Below are 18545 nucleotides of genomic sequence, written 5' to 3' on the forward strand. Positions count from 1 at the left end.
CTCTCACTGCTGTCTTATCCTTATTTATCACATTGCTGCTCCTTTCCTCTCTTTTCTGCCAGTTTCATATATTCTTTTTCTGATTCCGCCCCCACTTTGATACAGCACCAAAGGACAAATCCATATACCAGAAATACTGCAGCTGCAGCAACGATCAATACTGTTTTTGTCATCTTCTTTTCTCCCTTCACTTCTCTTGAAATTTTATAAGAGGGCATCTATGAATCCTGTGTCCATAAATGCCCTCATCCATTACTAAGAAATCTTATGCTTTCTTATTTCTTCTTTTTGCGAAGAATCACTGTTCCACCAAGACCAGCCATTCCAGCCCCTGCAAGCAGAATCCAGAACAGAATCGGAGTATTATCTCCTGTCTTTGGTGAAGTCGATTTCTTTGTTTCTTCTGTGGTTTTCGTCTCCGGTGTTGATGTGGTTTCTGGTGTTTCCGTCGGTGTCTCTGTTGGAGTTTCCTCCGGTTTCGCCTCATCCTTCATCACAACCTTCTGGATTTCTCCAGTATCTTTGACCGTAAACTTCACATCTTCTGCAACCAGATAACCATCCGGTGCAGTTTCTTCACGGAGGGTATATTTCCCGATTGGAAGCATCTCAATGTAGTGTGGTTTTTTCTCAGATGTCCAGCTTTCTACGGTCTTTCCATCTTTATCAAGGATCGTCAGTTTCGCTCCTGGCAGCTCCTTACCGGAAATATCGGTCTTGGAAATCTGCACTTTTGTCACATCATCCTTCATTTCCACTTTCTGTACTTCACCGGTATCTTCCACCGTAAAAGTGATGCTCTCTGCTGTCACATAACCGTCCGCAGGAAGTGTTTCTGTCATGGTGTACTTCTTGCCAGCGGTCAGTTCTTTGATGATATGTGGTTCTTTACCAGAAGTCCATTCATCCACAGTGTTTCCACTCTCATCTGTAACTTTCAGTTTTGCTCCCTCAATCTCCTTTCCGTCTGTCAGGGATGTTTTGGTAAACTCTACGGTTGTCGGCTCATCTTCAAAAGTAAACACATAAGACAGTGTTTCCTTATCTGCCCCACCATATTCAAAAGTAAATTCCTGTACCTGGTCTGTTGTCGCAAATCCCGGTGCCGGAGAAGTTTCTTTCACATAGTAGGTATAGCCAAGTGGCAGATCTGCCGTAAAGGTCAGTTTTCCTTCCTTATCCGTAGCCTGCTCCTCAATAACCGTATCCGCTTTCAAGATCACATCGCCCTTTGCATTGACAATATTTTCTTTATTGCACAGGGCAAATACAGCCCCTTCCAGTACACGGTCGGAATCTTTTTCTTTCTTTAACACGTTTACTTCTGCTCTCTGGCGTTTGTTCTGCCAGTCAGCAGAATAAGTAACAACTGCGGTATTCTGGTCACGGTAAGTCAGATCCACTTCACGAGCTTCTCCATCCAGGACATATCCATTTGCTGTCTCTTTCTCTTTGACACAGTATTTGCCAAGAGGAAGGTCTGTCAGTTTCGCCACTCCTGTTTCATCCGTCGTGATCGTTGCTACCAGTGCATCCTTTTTGTAGTAATCTTCACTCTCACCATCCGCCGCTTTTATATCTTCTAAGGCATAAACCTCAAAAGTAACGTCTTTCAGGGAACCGGAAAGATATTCAAACAGATGCTTCATCCATCCGCCAATGGAATCCAGTGCAGATATTTTCTCCAGGAACTCACCTTTTTTATTGATGATAAGTGTTCCGATTGGCACTGCATCTTTCATCTCTACCTTCTGGATTTCAGCAGTATCGTCCACAGTAAAGGAAACTTCTTCCGCCATCAGATAGCCATAAGGAGCCATTTCTTCACGAAGAGTATATGTCTCCCCGGCTGTGAGTCTTTCAATCAAGTGTTCCTCACCCTTTACAGACTTCCATGTATCTACCACATTTCCATCCTTATCAAGCACCGTAAGCGTTGCCCCGGAAAGTTCCACGCCTGTCGTAATATCGGACTTCGTAAAGGTTACTTTTGTCGGCTGGTTCTTAAATACAGATTCCAGCTCTACCATTTTCACATCCTGTCCCTGATATTTGGCAGTCACTTCCAAAGTCTCAAAAGAAGAGACATACCCTGCCGGAGCTGCAAGTTCTTTGATATAGTAAGTACTAAATGGAAGGTCAACGTCAAATACTGCCTTTCCATCTTCCCCACTGACTGCTTTTCCAAGTAAGGTATCTGCCTTCACAATCACTTCTTCATGTGCCAGAATATCTTCTTTTGCATAGATACCAAACTCTGCACCCGCCACAACCGTTTTTGTCTCTGCATCCTGTTTGACTACGGACACTTCCACTTTCTGGCGGTCATTCTCAAAGGTTGCTGTCTGCTCAATAACTGGTGTTTTCTGGTCTTTGTATTCAAATGTTACTGTCTGTGCTTCTTCATTTAACACAAAGCCCTCTGGTGCTGTCTTTTCAACAATCTTATAGGTTCCAAGTGGAAGGTCAGCGATCTGTGCCTTTCCATCCTTATCCGTGGTAACAGTTCCTACCAGTTCCCCAGAAGCATACTCCAGGATACGGTTTCCATTATCATCTTTCTGGAAATCTGCTGTATAAATATCTTCGGCAGCATATACCTCAAAGACTGCTCCCTCCAGAGTTTCTTTCTGATAAGTAAAGTCATCTTTATAACCATTTAAGACCTCACCCTGTTTTACGATGTTCAGTTCTCCCTTAACCGGATGATTCTCGTATGCGATCTCAATGATCACATCGCCGGAAGTTCCGTCCATCTGATATGCTGTATTGGAATCTACATCTACCTCATAGTAATTCTCATTGAGCGTATATCCATAAGGTGCGTTCACTTCCTCAATACGGTAATGTCCAATCTTCAGATTCTGTGGAAGGATTAAGTATCCCTGCTCATCTGTAAAATAAGATTTGTGTTTTACCGTCGTCGGATACGTTGTTACCTGCTCCACATACTTTTCTGTATCCAGGTTAAAAATCTTAAACTCCGTATTTTTCTGAAGGACTGCTTTCTTTGTCTCATCGTCCTGTTTGATGATCTTCAGCTTCGCTTCAAACTCTTTGTCAAGCAGCACCCTCCATACCTGCGGTGTAGTCGGATGATTCTCTGTAATCTGTACGATGAAATCATTGACCGGAGTGTAATTATGTGGTGTGGTTGTTTCACGGACGATGTAAGTTCCATACGGAATCGCAATACTGCGGGCATACCCTTTCTCATCTGTAAAGATCTCTGTTGCACCATTTTCCCCGATCACTACCGGCTTGGCAGAACCAAAGTCATAGCTGCCATCTTCTTTTACTGTCAGGGAAGATACCAGATAAGCGGTAAATCCTGCACCTTTCAGTAAATCGGCATCTGTCTTTCCGTTGTTCGCTGCCTTGATGATTTCAAATGGCTGCTTCATTACCTGTTCCAGAGACAGACAGTCACGTTTTACTTCCGCTACAAAATCACCCTCATAGTTGCAGACCAGATCATGTTCTTCTTCATCTGCCAGGTAACCCGTTGGAGGAGTAATCTCTTTTACATAGTAATTGCCAAGATATAATCCATCTACAGAAGCCTGTCCATTCTTATCTGTTGTAAGAGTGGCAACCTGCTCACCCGCTTCGTAGATCACACCAGTTGCTCCATCCGGATGGACAATATCCTCACGGGCATATAGTCCATAGACTGCCTTTTCTAAAGTAGCATCTACCTGTGGAACAGCCTTCTTTGTTTCTTTGTCCTGCTTCTGTAAGGAAATCTTTGCTGTCACACGCTCGTTTTTGAAGGTATGCTTAAATGTCAGTTTCGCTTCCTTATCGTTTGTATAAGAAAAAGTAAACGTATATACATCATCTGCATTTCTCAGATAGCCTTCCGGAGCCCGTACTTCCTTTACATCATAGGAAAATCCCAGCGGCAGATCTGCGGTAAATTTCGCTGTTCCATCATTTCCAGTTGTCACTTTCTCAATCAGAGTGCCTTTCTTTACAACAACCGTTCCATCTGCATTTTTAATGTCACTGGCTGCATAAAGTCCAAAAATTCCTCCATCCAGAGGATTTTCTGTATCCTTATCCTGCTTTGTCACAACTACTTCTGCTTTCTGTCTGTCATTCGTAAAAGTTGTCTCAGAAAAAACAACATCTACATTCTGTCCTGCATAAGAAAGAGTGACTGACTTTTCTTCCCCGGCATTATAAAATCCGATCGGAGCCTGTTTTTCTTTGATGATATATGTACCAAGATGCAGGTTTTTCAGAATGACTGCCCCATTCGAGTCTGTTGTCAGATTCTCTTTGACCAGATCACCCTTGCTGTAAACCTTGGCACCATAAGCAGTTTTAATATCTGCCCCGGCATACACATCATAAATCGCACCTTTCTGTCTGCGTTTCTCATACTTAAATGTTGTTCCATTCTCGGTGACATCTGCACCTGTCAGAACCTGACCTTCTTTATAAACAGTCAGCTGTCCCATCTGTTCTTCATCCGGAACAGTCACAGTCGTTGTTTTACTGACTTCCAGTTTTACATTGTAGGCAGTTGCATTGATACGGTATCCTGTCGGAGCTGTAATCTCTTTCAGATATACAGTGTCCTGTGTCTTAATGATCTGTACGGACGATTCCCCGTTCGCATCGGTTGCCGGTAACTTTGTGATCAGCTTTGTACAGTTTGCATCACTGTATAAACCAAACACTGCACCAGACAGCTTTGCGTCTGCTTTTGCATCTTTTTTAATCACCTTCACACTTGCGTGCTGCACCCAAGTTACTTTGAAGTCCACATATTTCTCATCATCAACACCTTCACCAAATACCAGTGCCAGATCCTGTGAACCGGAGCCGGTACTGATCTTATACGCAGAATAATCTTTCATTACACTGCCCTTCATGGTTGCAGACCAGCTTCCTGCGACATCCTGTACCTGTGTAAGAGGTGCAGATAAGTAAAACTTGGTTCCACCACTGATTTCCACTGCTTCGCCAGCTTTGCTTGTCTTTCCGGTTGTTACATTATGGAGTTTCACGCCACTTGGGAGTTTCATTGTGATACTCTGAAGCTCATCCGCTTTAAATGTAATCTCCTTTGTTCTCTGGCTGTTGCCATCTACATAAGCTGTCACATCGGCATCTGAAAAAGACATTGCCACATCCGGAATATCTGGCTGAGAAATACAATAATTATAAAGTTTTTTCGCAAGATTCTGTGCAGTAGTGTTTGCACCAGAAAAAGCATCTGAACTGCCATTCGCATACGACGCAGCAAGATGTACCAGAATAAATCTGGCTCCTGCACTCAGGTTTCCATAACCATTTTCCTCGGTAAAAAATCCATCATCGCCAGAAGCCTTTGTGCCATAGTAGCATACTTTAGCCAGTGCTTTGCCATCCCCAACCTTATTGATTGTATATGTTCCTGTCCCAGGTCCCGGTTTGGACGGCTGTACACAATAAGCTGTGGCGGACACATTACCAAATTTTACGGTATACTGATAAGTCAGATAAGTTCCATAACCATAATCCGCATATCGGTATTCGGCACCTCTTGTCACTGAAACCTGTTGTGAACTTCTTGCATTTCCTGTTGCCGCCATAAATGTCACTGTTTCGCCCGGCTCCATCTCATACAAGTCAATTCCTTCATTTTCTGCCTGATCCATTACTTCTGAAACAGTCAGACCAGATTCTTCATCTGTTGTTACTTCCTGTCCATCTGTAAGATCAGTTACAATCTCTTTTGCTCTGTCCGAATCAGCATCTTCCTCCGCATTACCGGAATCTTCTGTTTCACCGGCATTTCCTTCACCAGCTGTATTTTCAAAAGAACTCTTTGTCTGTGCTTCTGTTTCCGGCTCTTTTACTGTAATGTTTCTGCTTACTCTGTAAGCTGGGTGACCGCTGACTGGCTCTACTGCATAGACAGCTTTGTAGGTATCCGGTGTATGTACGTCAAAATCTGTACCAGCTTCACTTTTTGCTTCATGAAATAAAACTTTCACCTTTTTTTCATTCACGCCCTCTATACCGGACAGATCGACTTCCACCTCAAATTCTTCTCCATAGGGAATCTCAATATCCTTTGCTTCCACAATTTCATCTTTATCAAGAGTATCCTGCACATCCTGCAGTTCTGGATATTGCTGTTCAAATGAAGTTGGTTCTGGTTCTAATTCAGAAGCAGAAACCGTGACTGGTTGAACGATGACAGACGCCAAAGTTGCAACTGCCATAAATCCCGACAAGAATCTTTTAAATCGCATTTTCATTTTGACTGAATCCTCTCTTTCTTCAATAATTTACTCCACTTTCGTTCAGGCTTACACCTGCATGAATCAATCATAGGAACCATCTCCCTTGTGTCTTGGATTGACTTTTAAATAAAAGCAGGATTGAGCTATTAAGCCGCAAGAGGTAATTCGTAATCATTCCTGCCAAGGGTGCCTCTCATCCATTGCCCTTCACGTTGTCACCGAATGCCCGCCGCCAGATGCGTAGCTGGGAAATTCAGGTATCCTCTTGCTGCTGATATGAAATTGTCAAGGTTCACTTTTAGAGGGAATTTATTATTTTGAATTAAGATAGACATTTGCCCCTCCACTAACCGCATGTGTGAAAGGGCAAAAATTAACCTGTTTGAAATTTTTTTAGAAAATTTTTTGAAACAGCAAAAACTTACAAAGTTTCCAGCCTGTCTTTTAGTTTCTGCAATACTTTGTTTTTCCTGTTTCTGATTGTCTTTGTACAACACCCGAAATATTGTGCTGTTTTTTTTACTGTGTACTCTTCAAAAAATAATAGTCTTATCAATTCCATTTCTTCTTCAGACAAATATTTCAGAGCTTCCTGCAGCTCTTGTATTTCTGACAGCCTGATGACTATTTCTTCTGGTGATAATATATGCAAATAACTGTTGTAACTCGTTTCCTCTACTTTTTCTATTCCACATACACCATTTTTCTGCATTTTTTCAAGCTGGTATCTTTCTTTTCTTCTTGACTGGTACCATGCCAGATATACGTCTCTGGTAACTTCTACGAGAGTTTCATTTACACGCAGCACATACCGTTGTCTTTCCTTTGGTTTTTTACCACGCATCTTTTATTCTCCCTTCTGAAGCACTCCGATCAGTCTGCCTGCATTTCTTCTCATTTTCTGCTTTGCCTGTGAAATACATTTTGATACTGCTGGTTCTGTAATTCCAAACACCCGTGACACTTCTCTTTGTGTCCGCTGCTGAAAATAAATTTGATGGATCACCTGTCTCTGCCGGTCAGTCAGCAGATCCATGAATTCTCCAATAGCTTCTTCTATAATCAGTTTTTCAAGTACATTCTGCCTTTTGTCCACCAATTCGCACCAGCCTTCTGAAATATGGCTATATGAAATGCAATTATTATGTTCTCGTACCTCCCTGTTCCTGCACAGCCGATCTTCACCTTCTAATATCAACCGCACATACCAGGGCTGATTATCAAAAAAATCTTCCTTAACAACTGTTATTTTTCTTCCTGCTTCATATACATAATCTCGACAGGTAAATAAAGGAAAAACCGTTCCATAATCACCTGCACAATAGAAAACATATCCTGTCTGATACGCAATAATTTCCGCACCATCTATCAGTCTCTGCTTTACAACTGCCACATCGTTTTCTCTTAAATACCTGGCGGATGGAACCTTTCTTCTTTCTTCCCTGTTACCTACAACCTGTTTCAATTCCTGCAATGTCAGCATAATTACCACCCTTCTGCCTGCTGGCAACAGGTGCCCATCAGCAGAAAGGATAGGATTATTACTGATCTACTGGCAAAAGGGCAGTAAAAAACAGCTTCCGGCACACCCGTTTTTTTTAACGAGAGCCTGAAACTTCCTTACTGCCCTTTCTGCTAATTTACAGCAGCCTCTATTTTATTTTCCGTCTGATGTCCCGGTCAGACTTCTTTGCATTTCTTTCTGTTTTTATGTTCTTTTCATTTTCCATCAAAACAGAATAGTCTCCCATTGCATCATAGGGACACTGCTTCCGATAGATTAAATTTTCTTGTCTGGTCATCAATCCTGTCTCCCTTCCTTGTTTCTGTCTCTTTCTCTCTGTTTGCTATTTTAACAGCACAAAAAACTATTATCCTTAGCATATATGGGGAGTTTTTTTGTTTTACACCCCATATATGGTGAAATTTCACCTGTACTCATTAAAACTTTCTATCAGTGAATCTATTGTCTGCATGATAATTTTCTGCTCTTTCCATTCCATCTTCTGAATACGATAAAATACTTCCTCAAACTGCTTTCTTTTTTCTGCATCGTCCCTCTCTTTTCCCATCAGGATATTGGCATCTGTTTCCAGGATCTCAATCATCTTCCTGAAAATCTCAACAGACATTGCCGTTTGCCCTCCTTCTATCCTGCTGACCGTATTGACACTGATACCTGCTTTTTCCGCAAAAGATTCCTGTGACAACTTCATTTCCTGCCTGCGTTTTCTGATCCGTTCTCCCAATTCAATAAGTTCTGTGGAAATTGCACGATTGCTCAATACGGTGTCTCCTTTCCTGCAATTTATCCCAGCTTTACGACATTGTGTCGCAAAGTTTCCAGAAAAAAAGCAGCTAATTTTGTCTTAGCTGCTTTTCAAAAGATCTATTTCATTTTATTCTCGGTATTTTATGTATTCCTGTAATAACTGTGAGCAAGAAAACACTAAGATAAATGATTGCCTGTCCAACCATTGCCAGAAGAACGACACTTCCTATCAATCCTCCGATCAGAAAATTCATTATCCATACTGCCAGTGTTCCTCCAAGGTCAAACCCTCTTGGAACCATCCAGACACACATTTTTCCAATTCCGAATGGTATCCCCATCAGTAGCAACAGCAATAAATAATTGCACTTCCCATCCTGGATACAAAGCGGTCTCAGCACTGCAAACAATACAACAATCACCAGTGCTGGAACAATAACTTTTTTTATCATATTTCTCATGTTCCTTTATCCTCCATACATATCGTGATTAACCTCTGCCTGATAATAGCTGTTTATCGTTGCCGGGGCATTATACAGGGCAGTCAAAAGATATGCTTTAATGTTTCCAACCTTGGTCGTATTTCGATTCAGACAAAACAGCACATATTCGATATGTGAATAATTCAGCTTCATAAACCTGCTTTTCACCAAAGCAACTGGCTTTTCTGTCCCTGCGATCCGAATCATACTGTCCTCCGGCATCATCATAACTTCAATCATCAGTTCTACCAGTTCATCCACATCTTCTTTGGCATGATATTGATAATCTATGTTTTCATGAATCACTTCACGATATGCCCGCATCTCCTCCATCACATCTCTTTTCTTTTTCAGATTGCCTGATATGATTGGATAGGATTGATTTATCTCAGTTTCACTAATATCAGTCTTGTTAATATCAGTATTATTAGATTGTGATTTCGGATATTCTGGTTTTGTGATTTCCACTATTCTTGAATGATGATTTTCACAATTTTGGAATTGTGATTCTGGAAATTCTTGATTTGTGGTTTTCATCATTCCTGAATTGTGATTTTCACCATTCTGTAATTGTGATTCCACACAATCCTGAATTGTGGATTTCACTACTCCTGAATGATGATTTTCACAATTCAGAAAAGTGCCTGTTTTTTCCCTATTCTCAGCTTCTGATTGCAGATTTGCACATTCTTCATGGTTTCCCTGCTCAGATTGCAGATCTGCACATTTTCTATAATTTTTCTGCTCTGATTGCAAATCTGCACAGCTATCCATCGGCTTTTGGTCTGGCACTTCTCTGAGCATAAAATTTTTCACATAAATAACATTAGGCTTTCCCAGACCCAGACGTTTCTTTTCAATCAGTCCAATCCCATTATTACTGTCCAACTCTTTTACCAGCTTCACTGCCTTTTGGGTTCCACAGTTCATCAGCTCTGCAATTTCTTCCACCGTGAAAATAATATATACTCTGTCCTCTGAATCCAGCCATCGGTTCTTAATGCTCAGGCTCATACGGTCCAGCATCAGACCGTATAATACCTTTGCTTCACAAGAAAGAGCTTTAAAGCATGGTTCTGTAAACAGCACTTTCGGGACACGATAAAAGCTATATTGTTCCGCTTCCATTCCCGTAAAATAATCAAACTGTATCTTCTGCATCTGCTACTCCTTCTCTGTTTTGTTTCCATTTATCCAAAAGCATAAAAATAACTTCTTCTATCTGTTCTTTAGAATATGTCTCTGGAAAATAATTGCCGATTCTTTTTGCCGGAATGGTTACATTGATTTTACTGTTTTCTTTTTTCAATAAAACGGCATAGATATAACCCTGATTTAATTTTCCATTTGCACTGCATTCCTTTAATTGTTCTGCCTGTTGTTTTGTCGGAAAGATATTACTGTTGACAATTCCTTCCAGAAGCCATTCCTGTTCCTGTGGTTTCAGATAAGACAATTTTTCTCCCACTATCATAGGGATTTTATTATCGTCCACATATTCCAATAATCCATCTGATAATGAAGCCAGACGGATATATCTCTGCACAGTTCTTCCACTGTCCCCGGCTGTTTCACCAACCATATCTGCCGTATATTTTTCACCTTTACTTCCCTGGTGCTTCATAGCATCATATTTCATCTTATAGGCATGGGCCTTTTCACTTGGCAGAATATTTTCACGCTGAATGTTGGAATCGACCATAATTATGACAGCTTCATCATCTGTATAGTTTCGGACAAGGACCGGCATAGTTGTTTTGCCACACAGTTCACAGCCTCTTTTTCTCCTGTGACCTGAAATCAGTTCATATCCACCTTCTGATCGGGGTCTTACCAGAGCAGGATTTAAAACACCGTAGTTTTTAATACTCTCTACTGTCTCAGCCATTTTTTCATCATCGCTTACATGAAATGGATGATTTTTGAAAGGATAGAGCTTTTCCAGTTCTATTTCCACAACCTGGTTCATACTCTTTTCCGGTGATTCTTCTAATCCCAGTAACTCATCATAAGAGGTAAGCTGAATCTCTTTTTTCGGTCTACGCATGTTTCAACACCTCCTGAACCAGTTCTCTGTAACTGTCTGCCCCTTTGCTTTTTCCATCATAAGCAAATATACTTACACCTTCAGATGCTGTTTCTGCAAGACTTTCCGTTCTCGGAATCGTCTGCTCAAAAATCTTAATGTCATTTCCATATGTAGTTTTAATTGCCTGTTTGTTTCTCTTTGCATTATTGTAACGGCAATTATCCATTGTGAACAAAATACCTTCTATCTGCAATTCCGGATTAAACCTCTGATGGATTCCTTTTACCACTTTCAGTAATTCCATAAGTCCATCCGCCGCATAATATTGTGGCTGTACCGGAATCAGAACGCTGTCCGCTGCACTCAACGCATTGATTGTCAGCATTCCCAATGATGGCATACAGTCAATCAGAATATAATCATATTCATCTTTCAATAGTTCCAGATACTCTTTCAGTACTTTTTCCCTATCCTCAACAGTAAATAAGGACATATCCATTCCGGCAAGCAATTTATTGGACGGAATCAGATCCATCCCTTCTTCATGGTGCAAGACTGCTTCCTTTGGATCAAACTCCAGTCCCATGATGATATTTTCCATCATACTCTTTAAAGTCACTTTGAGATTTTTGGGAAATCCCATTCCCATTGTCAGATGTCCCTGCGGATCTGCATCTACCAGCACTACTTTTTTCCCATTCTTTGTCAGTCCGGCTCCCAGATTGATGGTTGTCGTTGTTTTGGCTACTCCGCCCTTCTGATTTGCAATAGCAATTACTTTACACATATACCTTCCTCCGATTTACTGTTTTTCTTCTACTTCTACATAAACACGAAAATATTTACTTGTTCCTTTATTTGCATAAGCATCAGATACTTCCAGGACATCCAATTCCTTATGATTTTCCAAAATACGTCGAAACCATTGAATGTCCCTCAAAGTACCCTGTAATCTAATTTTCAGCATATATATCCTCCCAGTCTTTGTAAAAGCAATACTCTGGATAACGGATTTTAATAGCTTCCCAGAAATACCGGGCATATCCACAGCAAAACAGATCCTCTACGGTATAACACTGACATTCTTTCAACTGATCTTCTTCTGCTTCGTAATCTCCGACGCTTGGTGTTCCATTACAATACAGGTTAAATGCCATACGGACAATTCGTAAACTTCCACTGGTCTGCCACCCTTCCTGCAGGCATTCCGTTTTTACACATCCAGTTTTAAAATTATAGATTTTATTCACATTATCTCTTGTGTCTCTGTCGATACCCAGGCAATAAATCAAAGCCCGATGGTAGACATCCTGATATCTGCATTTTTTCAGATATTCCTCATAAAATTTTTCGTGTTCCCTGCTCTTGAAAGTAATTGTGCGAGAATTGCTATTCTCTGCTCTTAACGCTGTGTTTGTCATTTTCGTTTTCCTCCTGAATTTTTAATATTTTGGTATAAAAAAGACACTCCATTTCTGGAATGCCCTATAAAAATAGGGACACCCGCTTTTGACAAGTATCCCTATAATCTATCAATAATCTGATATCTCTCTATTCATTTTCATATTCAAGATTCTTTGTGTTCCCCGTCCCGAGGTCTAACGCAACAACAACGGTTACTTTCTTCACAAGGCTCTTTTCTTTGTGATTTTCACCTATTTTTCTGAAACTGAAAAACTCCACAAAGTGCGTAAATTCAAGGATTTCTACATATTTTTCCTTTGTAGCAACACCGCAGTCTCCACATGCACCGTTCCCGGAAACATATCAACACAGCAGACTTTTTCTACACGGTATCCATATTTTGCAAACTCTACCAGATCCCGCGCAAGAGAAGTCGGCTTGCAGGAGATATAAAGCATTTTTTCACACCTATATAAATCAACTATCTTCGGCAGAGCCTTCGGATGGATTCCTTCGCGCGGTGGATCAAGAACGATGAAGTCCGGTTTTTCTTCGATTTCATCGATCACCTTCAGCACGTCTCCGGCGAGGAACTGCAGTTGGTAAGGCCGTTTGCCTCTGCGTTCTCTTTTGCAGCTGTAACAGCTTCTTCCACGATTTCCACGCCGATCACTTCTTTTGCGACCGGTGCAAGGATCTGGGCGATGGTTCCGGTTCCGCTGTAGAGGTCGAAGATCGTGCGGTCTTTCGTCTCGCCGACGAACTCGCGGGCGGTGCTGTAGAGAACTTCCGCGCCAAGGGAATTGGTCTGGAAGAAGGAGAACGGGGTGATCTTGAATTTCAGTCCGAGGAGTTCTTCATAGAAGTAGTCCTGTCCGTAGAGCACTTTTGTCTCATCGCTCTTTACAACATCTGCCAGGGAATCATTTATGATATGGAGGAATCCGACAACCTTTCCTTCCAGCGGCAGACCAAGCACTTCCTGCACGAGCGGCATCAGATCCCACTCCTCCTGACTTGTGGTGACGAGATTTACCAGGATTTCTCCGGTATTCTCGGCTCTTCGCACCAGCAGGTGGCGCAGGTAACCCTCGTGGCTTATCTTGTGGTAGTAACTTGCGTTCCGCTCTTTAAAATACGCCAGCACGCAGGTCAGAATCTTTGTGAAATCATCATGCACGATTTTGCAGTCGCACGCGGTCAGGACATCGTAGGTGCTTCCCTTTTTATGAAGTCCGAGAGACAACGGGCCGTCCTTGTATTCATCGCCGAAGGAAAACTCCATTTTATTCCGGTATGCAAACTCCTTCGGACTTCCCTTGATTCCAAGGAACGGATAATCGGCCTCCCCCGCCTCATTGACCTGGCCGGCCTCCACGAGGGCATCGTCGAGCAGTTTTTTCACCTGACCGACCTTCATTGCAAGCTGATCCTCATAACTCATCGTCTGGTACATGCATCCGCCGCAGGACGGGAAAATACTGCAGACCGGATCGCGCTTTTCCATCGGGGATTTTTCTGTTACTTCGAGCAGGCGGCCCTCCATGCGGTTCTTTCTTTTTTTGTTGATCTGAAAGCGGATCTTCTGTCCCGGAATTGCATTTTTCACGGTAACCGTCTCGCCCTCCACATGTACACGTCCTTTATTCGGGAAATCAATTCTTTCCACGACTCCCTCGTAAATTTCTCCTTTTTTCATTCTCTTCTCCTTCTATGTCAAACTGATTTCCGGACAGAAAAACTCCGGTACCACGTTCCGGCACCGGAGTTTCTTTTTTCCATCCTACTTATCTTCGTCTTCATCCTCGAAGTAATCGTCGAAATCGTCATCGAAATCATCTTCGAAGTCTTCCAGATAATCCGGAGTTACAAACCGGTATACTGCGTATGCGATTCCTGCAACTGCCGCTACCGCTCCGACAATGGCAAGGACCCATAAAATCACGTTTTTCGGTTTTTCGCTCTCACGTTCTCTCTGTTTTAAAAGCTCTAATACTTCATCAATCTTATTCATACTGTCCACCAACCTTTGCTTTAGATTAGAAACTTAACTTAACGATAGTATACCATACGAGCCGCAATTTTACCACAATTTCCGCTCTTTTTTATAAATCTTTTCGTTTCAACTTACAGTCGGTATTTTCACGGAGTCTGACATGTCGAGAATAGTTCGACTGTGACTTTCCTCATGTCAGTGGAGGATACCGATTTCTCTCCGCCTACCACTGCCGTTATGTTTCTTTTAACAATTCATCTCACCGCTTTAAAAGCGGGGGACTTCTTGTCTACTGGTGTTAAAATTCAGAATCCGCCGGCAGTTCCCGCAGAATCTTGTGGAACTGACCGCCGCAGCGCTCCATTTCTCCTAACACCTGGTCGATCCATTCACCCTTTGTATGCCAGTTTTCTCTGGTGAACTCAATATCCGAAGGACAGACAAAAAACTCTGTCTCCGGGTAGACAAGCTGGTAATACAGAATACACCGTCTCGCATGGAGATTCCGGCAGCAGAGGATCGCTTTTTTTACCTCGATGCCCGCCGCATCTGTCACTTCCCGTGACCGCAGTGCATTTTCATACGTATACGTCGCCTGGTCTTCGCGCAGAATCGCTTTCTCCGGCACGCTGTTTTTCTGCAGTACCGTCCGCAGAAACTCCCACTCGGTTTCATAGTTCCCGCCGTACTGCTCCGCAAGATCCTGTACACCGGCGAAATGCCCGAGCACAGTACTGTATCTTCCCGACGGAAGCACATACGGCGCAAATCCTTCTTTCCAGAGTTCTGCCGCGTGCGCCGCCATCTGCGGATATCCGTTTCCCGGCACAAAAATCACATCGGCTTTCTGCGGCTCATCCTTCACGAAAATATAGTCCGTAAAGTAGTTTAAAAACTTCTCATACATGAAATGTTACCACTCTTTAAAGTCCATGAGGCACTCTACGACATATGCCATATCCTGTTCAGACAGGCTGTAGAACATTGGCAGACGCATCAGGCGCTCGCTCTCTTTTGTTGTGTATTTGTCCTCTCCGTGGAAAACACCGAACTTCTGTCCGGCCGGGGAGGTATGGAGCGGAACGTAATGGAAGACACACATCACACCGCGCTCTTTCATATAGTTGATCAGTTTTGTACGCACTTCCAGATTTCTTGCCTTGATGAAGTACATATGCGCATTATGTACACAGCCTTCCGGCACAACCGGCTGCTCGATCTTTCCGGCCTCAGCCAGCGGACGGAGCTGCTCATGGTAATAGTTGTAGATGGCCATCCGCTTTCTATCGATTTTCTCATGTTCCTCGAGTTCTGCAAGCAGGTAAGCCGCATTCATATCACTCGGCAGATAGGAGGAGCCGTAGTCGATCCAGGTATATTTGTCGATCTGTCCGCGGAAAAACTTGCTGCGGTTCGTTCCCTTTTCACGAAGGATCTCTGCTTTTTCCAGATAATTCTCATCCTGGAACAGCAGCGCGCCGCCCTCTCCCATCGTATAGTTTTTCGTCTCATGGAAGCTGTAGCAGCCAAAATCGCCGATCGTTCCAAGGGCTTTTCCCTTGTAGTACGCGCTCACACCCTGTGCCGCATCCTCTACAACCTTCAGGTTATGGCGTTTTGCAATATCCATGATGGTATCCATTTCACAGGCAACGCCGCATAGTGAACCGGAACAATCGCTTTTGTTTTTTCGGTGATGGCATCCTCAATCTTGGTCTCGTCGATGTTCATCGTATCCGGACGGATATCCACGTAGACGATTTTTGCTCCGCGCAGAACAAAGGCATCTGCAGTGGAAACAAACGTGTAGGACGGCATGATCACTTCGTCGCCCGGCCGAATCTCAGACAGGTAAGCTGCCATTTCCAGTGCATGGGTGCAGGATGTCGTAAGCATCGCATGTTTTACGTTGAAATTGTCCTGCATCCAGGCAGAACATTTCTTCGTAAAAGGACCGTCGCCGCACAGCTTGTTGTTTTCCTCTGCCGCCTGGCGGATGTATTCCAGTTCTGTTCCAATAAAAGGTGGTTTATTAAACTCTATCATTGTTTTTTCCTTATCTTTCTTCTATCCATTACTGTTTTATTTACTTTCAGAGCCCAAAACAAGCTCTTAGGTAGTCTTATTTTCTCACAAATCCCTGTGGATTTCAAGACACGATTTTGACATGACAGCCATATCATCATACTGTCCATAAAGCCAAAAGAACCCTTGATTTCTCAAGGGTTCCATAAGTAGCGAGAGGGGGATTCGAACCCTCGACACCGCGGGTATGAACCGCGTGCTCTAGCCAACTGAGCTATCTCGCCATATTCATTTTCAACACCGTTTTTCATAAAATATGGGGCCTATAGGGCTCGAACCTATGACCCTCTGCTTGTAAGGCAGATGCTCTCCCAGCTGAGCTAAGACCCCACATCAGTGTTTTGTCTGTCGGCTTTTTATCTGTATCACCAACCGACTTCGTTAGTATAGCATTCCACCCGCCAAATGTCAACACTAATTTTCAAATTTTTTCGATTTTTTCAACTTTTTCTCCCGCCACTCTTTCAGGTACTGCTCCTGTTCCAGATCTTCCCGTTCTTTCTCCCATCCTGCCGCCCGGCAGAGCGTCCATGCAAGCAGAAGAAATACGGCAAAAATCCCCGCCAGACAAACGATTCCCATCTTTTCCGACCGCCTTTCCTGTTCTGATTCTGCTAAAAAGCAAAGGATCTCCTTACTATTGTATCCGGAACGGCGGCGCTTTATTCCCTTTTCTGAATAAAAAGACAAAGCCGCCAGATTTCCCTTTCACCGGGATTCTGGCGGCTCCATTTTACTCAAAATTAAAATTCACATTCACGTTACGCTTCGTCAATCGCTTTTCCAATATCATGGCGGTAATATTTATTGTCAAAGTCAACCCATTCAACAGCCTTATATGCATTCGCACGTGCCTCTTTCAGGGTATCGCCAAGTGCTGTCACGCCGAGTACACGGCCTCCGTTCGTCACGATCTCGCCGTCCTTGAACTTCGTTCCGGCGTGGAAGCAGTAGTAGCCCTCATGCTCTTTGAACGTCTCGAGTCCGCGGATCGGGAATCCTTTTTCGTAGGAAACCGGATAACCGTTCGAAGCCAGTACGATGCAGACACACGCATTATCTGCAAACTGCAGGTCGATCTGGTCGAGAGTTCCGTCGATGCAGGCTTCAAATACATCAATGATGTCTGTCTTCATACGAGGAAGCACAACCTGTGCCTCCGGATCGCCGAAGCGGGCATTGTACTCGAGCACCTTCGGTCCGTCCGGTGTCAGCATCAGTCCGAAGAAGATAACTCCCTTAAACGGTCTTCCCTCGGCTGCCATCGCATCTACGGTCGGCTGATAGATATATTTCTTACAGAACTTATCCACTTCTTCGGTATAAAACGGACTCGGGGAGAAGTTGCCCATACCGCCGGTGTTCAGGCCGGTGTCGCCGTCTCCTGCTCTCTTGTGATCCTGTGCGGAACTCATCGTCTTGATCGTCTTTCCATCCACAAAGGAGAGAACGGAAACCTCACGCCCCGTCATAAACTCCTCGATGACCATCTCGTTTCCGGCACTGCCGAATTTCTTGTCGAGCATGATCGTCTTGACGCCCTCTTTTGCTTCCTCTAAGGTGTTGCAGATCAGAACGCCTTTTCCAAGCGCCAGACCGTCGGCTTTCAGTACGATCGGGAATTTTGCGGTTTCCAGATACTTCTCTGCCGCCTCCGGATCGGAGAATGTCTCGTATGCCGCCGTCGGGATATGGTATTTTTTCATCAGGTCTTTGGAGAACGCTTTCGATCCTTCCAGTATTGCCGCATTCTTTCTTGGTCCGAATACGCGCAGTCCCTCTGCCTCAAACGCATCGACAACACCGCCGACCAGCGGATCATCCATGCCGATGACGGTCAGGTCAATCTCTTTTTCTTTCGCAAAAGCAACGAGCTTGTCAAACTCCATCGCTGCAATATCGACACACTCTGCGTACTCCGCAATTCCTGCGTTTCCAGGAGCGCAGTAAATCTTGTCTACCTTCGGGCTCTGTGCCACCTTCCAGGCAATCGCATGCTCTCTTCCGCCGCTTCCTACAATCAGTACTTTCATCG

The 18545-nt window shown here is 43.4% G+C and carries 17 protein-coding genes, 2 tRNA genes and 1 pseudogene; all 20 read right to left on the reverse strand.

Annotated features, from left to right (window positions below; all coding sequences use genetic code 11):
- Nucleotides 1-20: 20 nt before the first annotated feature.
- Entirely contained in the window at nt 21-173 is a 153-nt protein-coding gene (locus DW965_RS19260; RefSeq protein WP_004612794.1) for a hypothetical protein, read from the reverse strand.
- 102 nt (nt 174-275) lie between these two features.
- The gene (locus tag DW965_RS02210; protein ID WP_119197969.1) at nt 276-6257 is read right to left on the reverse strand and encodes a SpaA isopeptide-forming pilin-related protein; all 5982 of its coding nucleotides are present in this window, start codon (nt 6255-6257) and stop codon (nt 276-278) included.
- A gap of 406 nt (nt 6258-6663) precedes the next feature.
- Nucleotides 6664-7086 (reverse strand): RNA polymerase sigma factor, encoded by a 423-nt coding sequence (locus DW965_RS02215; protein WP_015540938.1) that lies wholly within the window; start codon nt 7084-7086, stop codon nt 6664-6666.
- A gap of 3 nt (nt 7087-7089) precedes the next feature.
- The gene (locus DW965_RS02220) at nt 7090-7725 is read right to left on the reverse strand and encodes a sigma-70 family RNA polymerase sigma factor (RefSeq protein WP_004612797.1); all 636 of its coding nucleotides are present in this window, start codon (nt 7723-7725) and stop codon (nt 7090-7092) included.
- Nucleotides 7726-8170: 445 nt separating this feature from the next.
- On the reverse strand, nt 8171-8527 hold the full coding sequence (locus tag DW965_RS02225; RefSeq protein WP_083864366.1) for a helix-turn-helix domain-containing protein: 357 nt from the start codon (nt 8525-8527) through the stop codon (nt 8171-8173).
- Between the two features lie 109 nt (nt 8528-8636).
- Nucleotides 8637-8975, reverse strand: a complete 339-nt coding sequence (locus DW965_RS02230) for a DUF6050 family protein (protein WP_117494604.1) — start codon at nt 8973-8975, stop codon at nt 8637-8639.
- Between the two features lie 6 nt (nt 8976-8981).
- Nucleotides 8982-10157: a DUF6017 domain-containing protein gene (locus tag DW965_RS02235; RefSeq protein ID WP_117548359.1), complete on the reverse strand. Its 1176-nt coding sequence runs from the start codon at nt 10155-10157 to the stop codon at nt 8982-8984.
- The gene (locus DW965_RS02240; protein WP_117548358.1) at nt 10138-11043 is read right to left on the reverse strand and encodes a ParB/RepB/Spo0J family partition protein; all 906 of its coding nucleotides are present in this window, start codon (nt 11041-11043) and stop codon (nt 10138-10140) included. The genes DW965_RS02235 and DW965_RS02240 overlap by 20 nt, the downstream gene beginning before the upstream one ends.
- Nucleotides 11036-11812 (reverse strand): ParA family protein, encoded by a 777-nt coding sequence (locus DW965_RS02245; RefSeq protein WP_096241086.1) that lies wholly within the window; start codon nt 11810-11812, stop codon nt 11036-11038. Before DW965_RS02245 ends, DW965_RS02240 begins: the two co-directional genes overlap by 8 nt.
- A gap of 15 nt (nt 11813-11827) precedes the next feature.
- A complete protein-coding gene (locus DW965_RS19265) occupies nt 11828-11992 on the reverse strand; it encodes a hypothetical protein (RefSeq protein WP_166462287.1) in 165 nt (54 codons plus the stop codon).
- Nucleotides 11979-12446, reverse strand: coding sequence for a DUF6075 family protein (locus DW965_RS02250; RefSeq protein ID WP_117548357.1), 468 nt, complete (start codon nt 12444-12446; stop codon nt 11979-11981). Before DW965_RS02250 ends, DW965_RS19265 begins: the two co-directional genes overlap by 14 nt.
- Before the next feature lie 285 nt (nt 12447-12731).
- A complete protein-coding gene (locus tag DW965_RS22410; protein WP_330420810.1) occupies nt 12732-12998 on the reverse strand; it encodes a tRNA (uracil-5-)-methyltransferase in 267 nt (88 codons plus the stop codon).
- A 2-nt stretch (nt 12999-13000) separates the two neighbouring features.
- Entirely contained in the window at nt 13001-14128 is a 1128-nt protein-coding gene (gene rlmD / locus DW965_RS02255) for a 23S rRNA (uracil(1939)-C(5))-methyltransferase RlmD (RefSeq protein WP_330420812.1), read from the reverse strand.
- 84 nt (nt 14129-14212) lie between these two features.
- Entirely contained in the window at nt 14213-14443 is a 231-nt protein-coding gene (locus DW965_RS02260) for a hypothetical protein (protein ID WP_055227097.1), read from the reverse strand.
- 280 nt (nt 14444-14723) lie between these two features.
- Complete coding sequence (locus DW965_RS02265; protein WP_055221246.1) at nt 14724-15332, reverse strand: YdcF family protein; 609 nt, start codon at nt 15330-15332, stop codon at nt 14724-14726.
- Nucleotides 15333-15338: 6 nt separating this feature from the next.
- A pseudogene (rffA, locus tag DW965_RS21955) lies at nt 15339-16471 on the reverse strand (dTDP-4-amino-4,6-dideoxygalactose transaminase).
- A 189-nt stretch (nt 16472-16660) separates the two neighbouring features.
- A tRNA-Met gene (locus DW965_RS02275) sits at nt 16661-16734 on the reverse strand.
- A 33-nt stretch (nt 16735-16767) separates the two neighbouring features.
- A tRNA-Val gene (locus DW965_RS02280) sits at nt 16768-16840 on the reverse strand.
- An 84-nt stretch (nt 16841-16924) separates the two neighbouring features.
- Nucleotides 16925-17092, reverse strand: coding sequence for a hypothetical protein (locus DW965_RS19030; RefSeq protein WP_158554991.1), 168 nt, complete (start codon nt 17090-17092; stop codon nt 16925-16927).
- Nucleotides 17093-17271: 179 nt separating this feature from the next.
- Nucleotides 17272-18543: a phosphoribosylamine--glycine ligase gene (gene purD / locus DW965_RS02290; RefSeq protein WP_117509727.1), complete on the reverse strand. Its 1272-nt coding sequence runs from the start codon at nt 18541-18543 to the stop codon at nt 17272-17274.
- Nucleotides 18544-18545 lie beyond the last annotated feature (2 nt).

It is taken from the genome of Blautia sp. AM47-4 (genome assembly GCF_003479865.1).
Classification (GTDB): domain Bacteria; phylum Bacillota; class Clostridia; order Lachnospirales; family Lachnospiraceae; genus Fusicatenibacter; species Fusicatenibacter saccharivorans.

Coding starts and splice junctions, on each gene's coding strand:
- DW965_RS19260 (WP_004612794.1), bottom strand. CDS start 173: ATGACAAAAACAGTATTGATCGTTGCTGCAGCTGCAGTATTTCTGGTA.
- DW965_RS02210 (WP_119197969.1), bottom strand. CDS start 6,257: ATGAAAATGCGATTTAAAAGATTCTTGTCGGGATTTATGGCAGTTGCA.
- DW965_RS02215 (WP_015540938.1), bottom strand. CDS start 7,086: ATGCGTGGTAAAAAACCAAAGGAAAGACAACGGTATGTGCTGCGTGTA.
- DW965_RS02220 (WP_004612797.1), bottom strand. CDS start 7,725: ATGCTGACATTGCAGGAATTGAAACAGGTTGTAGGTAACAGGGAAGAA.
- DW965_RS02230 (WP_117494604.1), bottom strand. CDS start 8,975: ATGAGAAATATGATAAAAAAAGTTATTGTTCCAGCACTGGTGATTGTT.
- DW965_RS02235 (WP_117548359.1), bottom strand. CDS start 10,157: ATGCAGAAGATACAGTTTGATTATTTTACGGGAATGGAAGCGGAACAA.
- DW965_RS02240 (WP_117548358.1), bottom strand. CDS start 11,043: ATGCGTAGACCGAAAAAAGAGATTCAGCTTACCTCTTATGATGAGTTA.
- DW965_RS02245 (WP_096241086.1), bottom strand. CDS start 11,812: ATGTGTAAAGTAATTGCTATTGCAAATCAGAAGGGCGGAGTAGCCAAA.
- DW965_RS19265 (WP_166462287.1), bottom strand. CDS start 11,992: ATGCTGAAAATTAGATTACAGGGTACTTTGAGGGACATTCAATGGTTT.
- DW965_RS02250 (WP_117548357.1), bottom strand. CDS start 12,446: ATGACAAACACAGCGTTAAGAGCAGAGAATAGCAATTCTCGCACAATT.
- rlmD (WP_330420812.1), bottom strand. CDS start 14,128: ATGAAAAAAGGAGAAATTTACGAGGGAGTCGTGGAAAGAATTGATTTC.
- DW965_RS02260 (WP_055227097.1), bottom strand. CDS start 14,443: ATGAATAAGATTGATGAAGTATTAGAGCTTTTAAAACAGAGAGAACGT.
- DW965_RS02265 (WP_055221246.1), bottom strand. CDS start 15,332: ATGTATGAGAAGTTTTTAAACTACTTTACGGACTATATTTTCGTGAAG.
- DW965_RS19030 (WP_158554991.1), bottom strand. CDS start 17,092: ATGGGAATCGTTTGTCTGGCGGGGATTTTTGCCGTATTTCTTCTGCTT.
- purD (WP_117509727.1), bottom strand. CDS start 18,543: ATGAAAGTACTGATTGTAGGAAGCGGCGGAAGAGAGCATGCGATTGCC.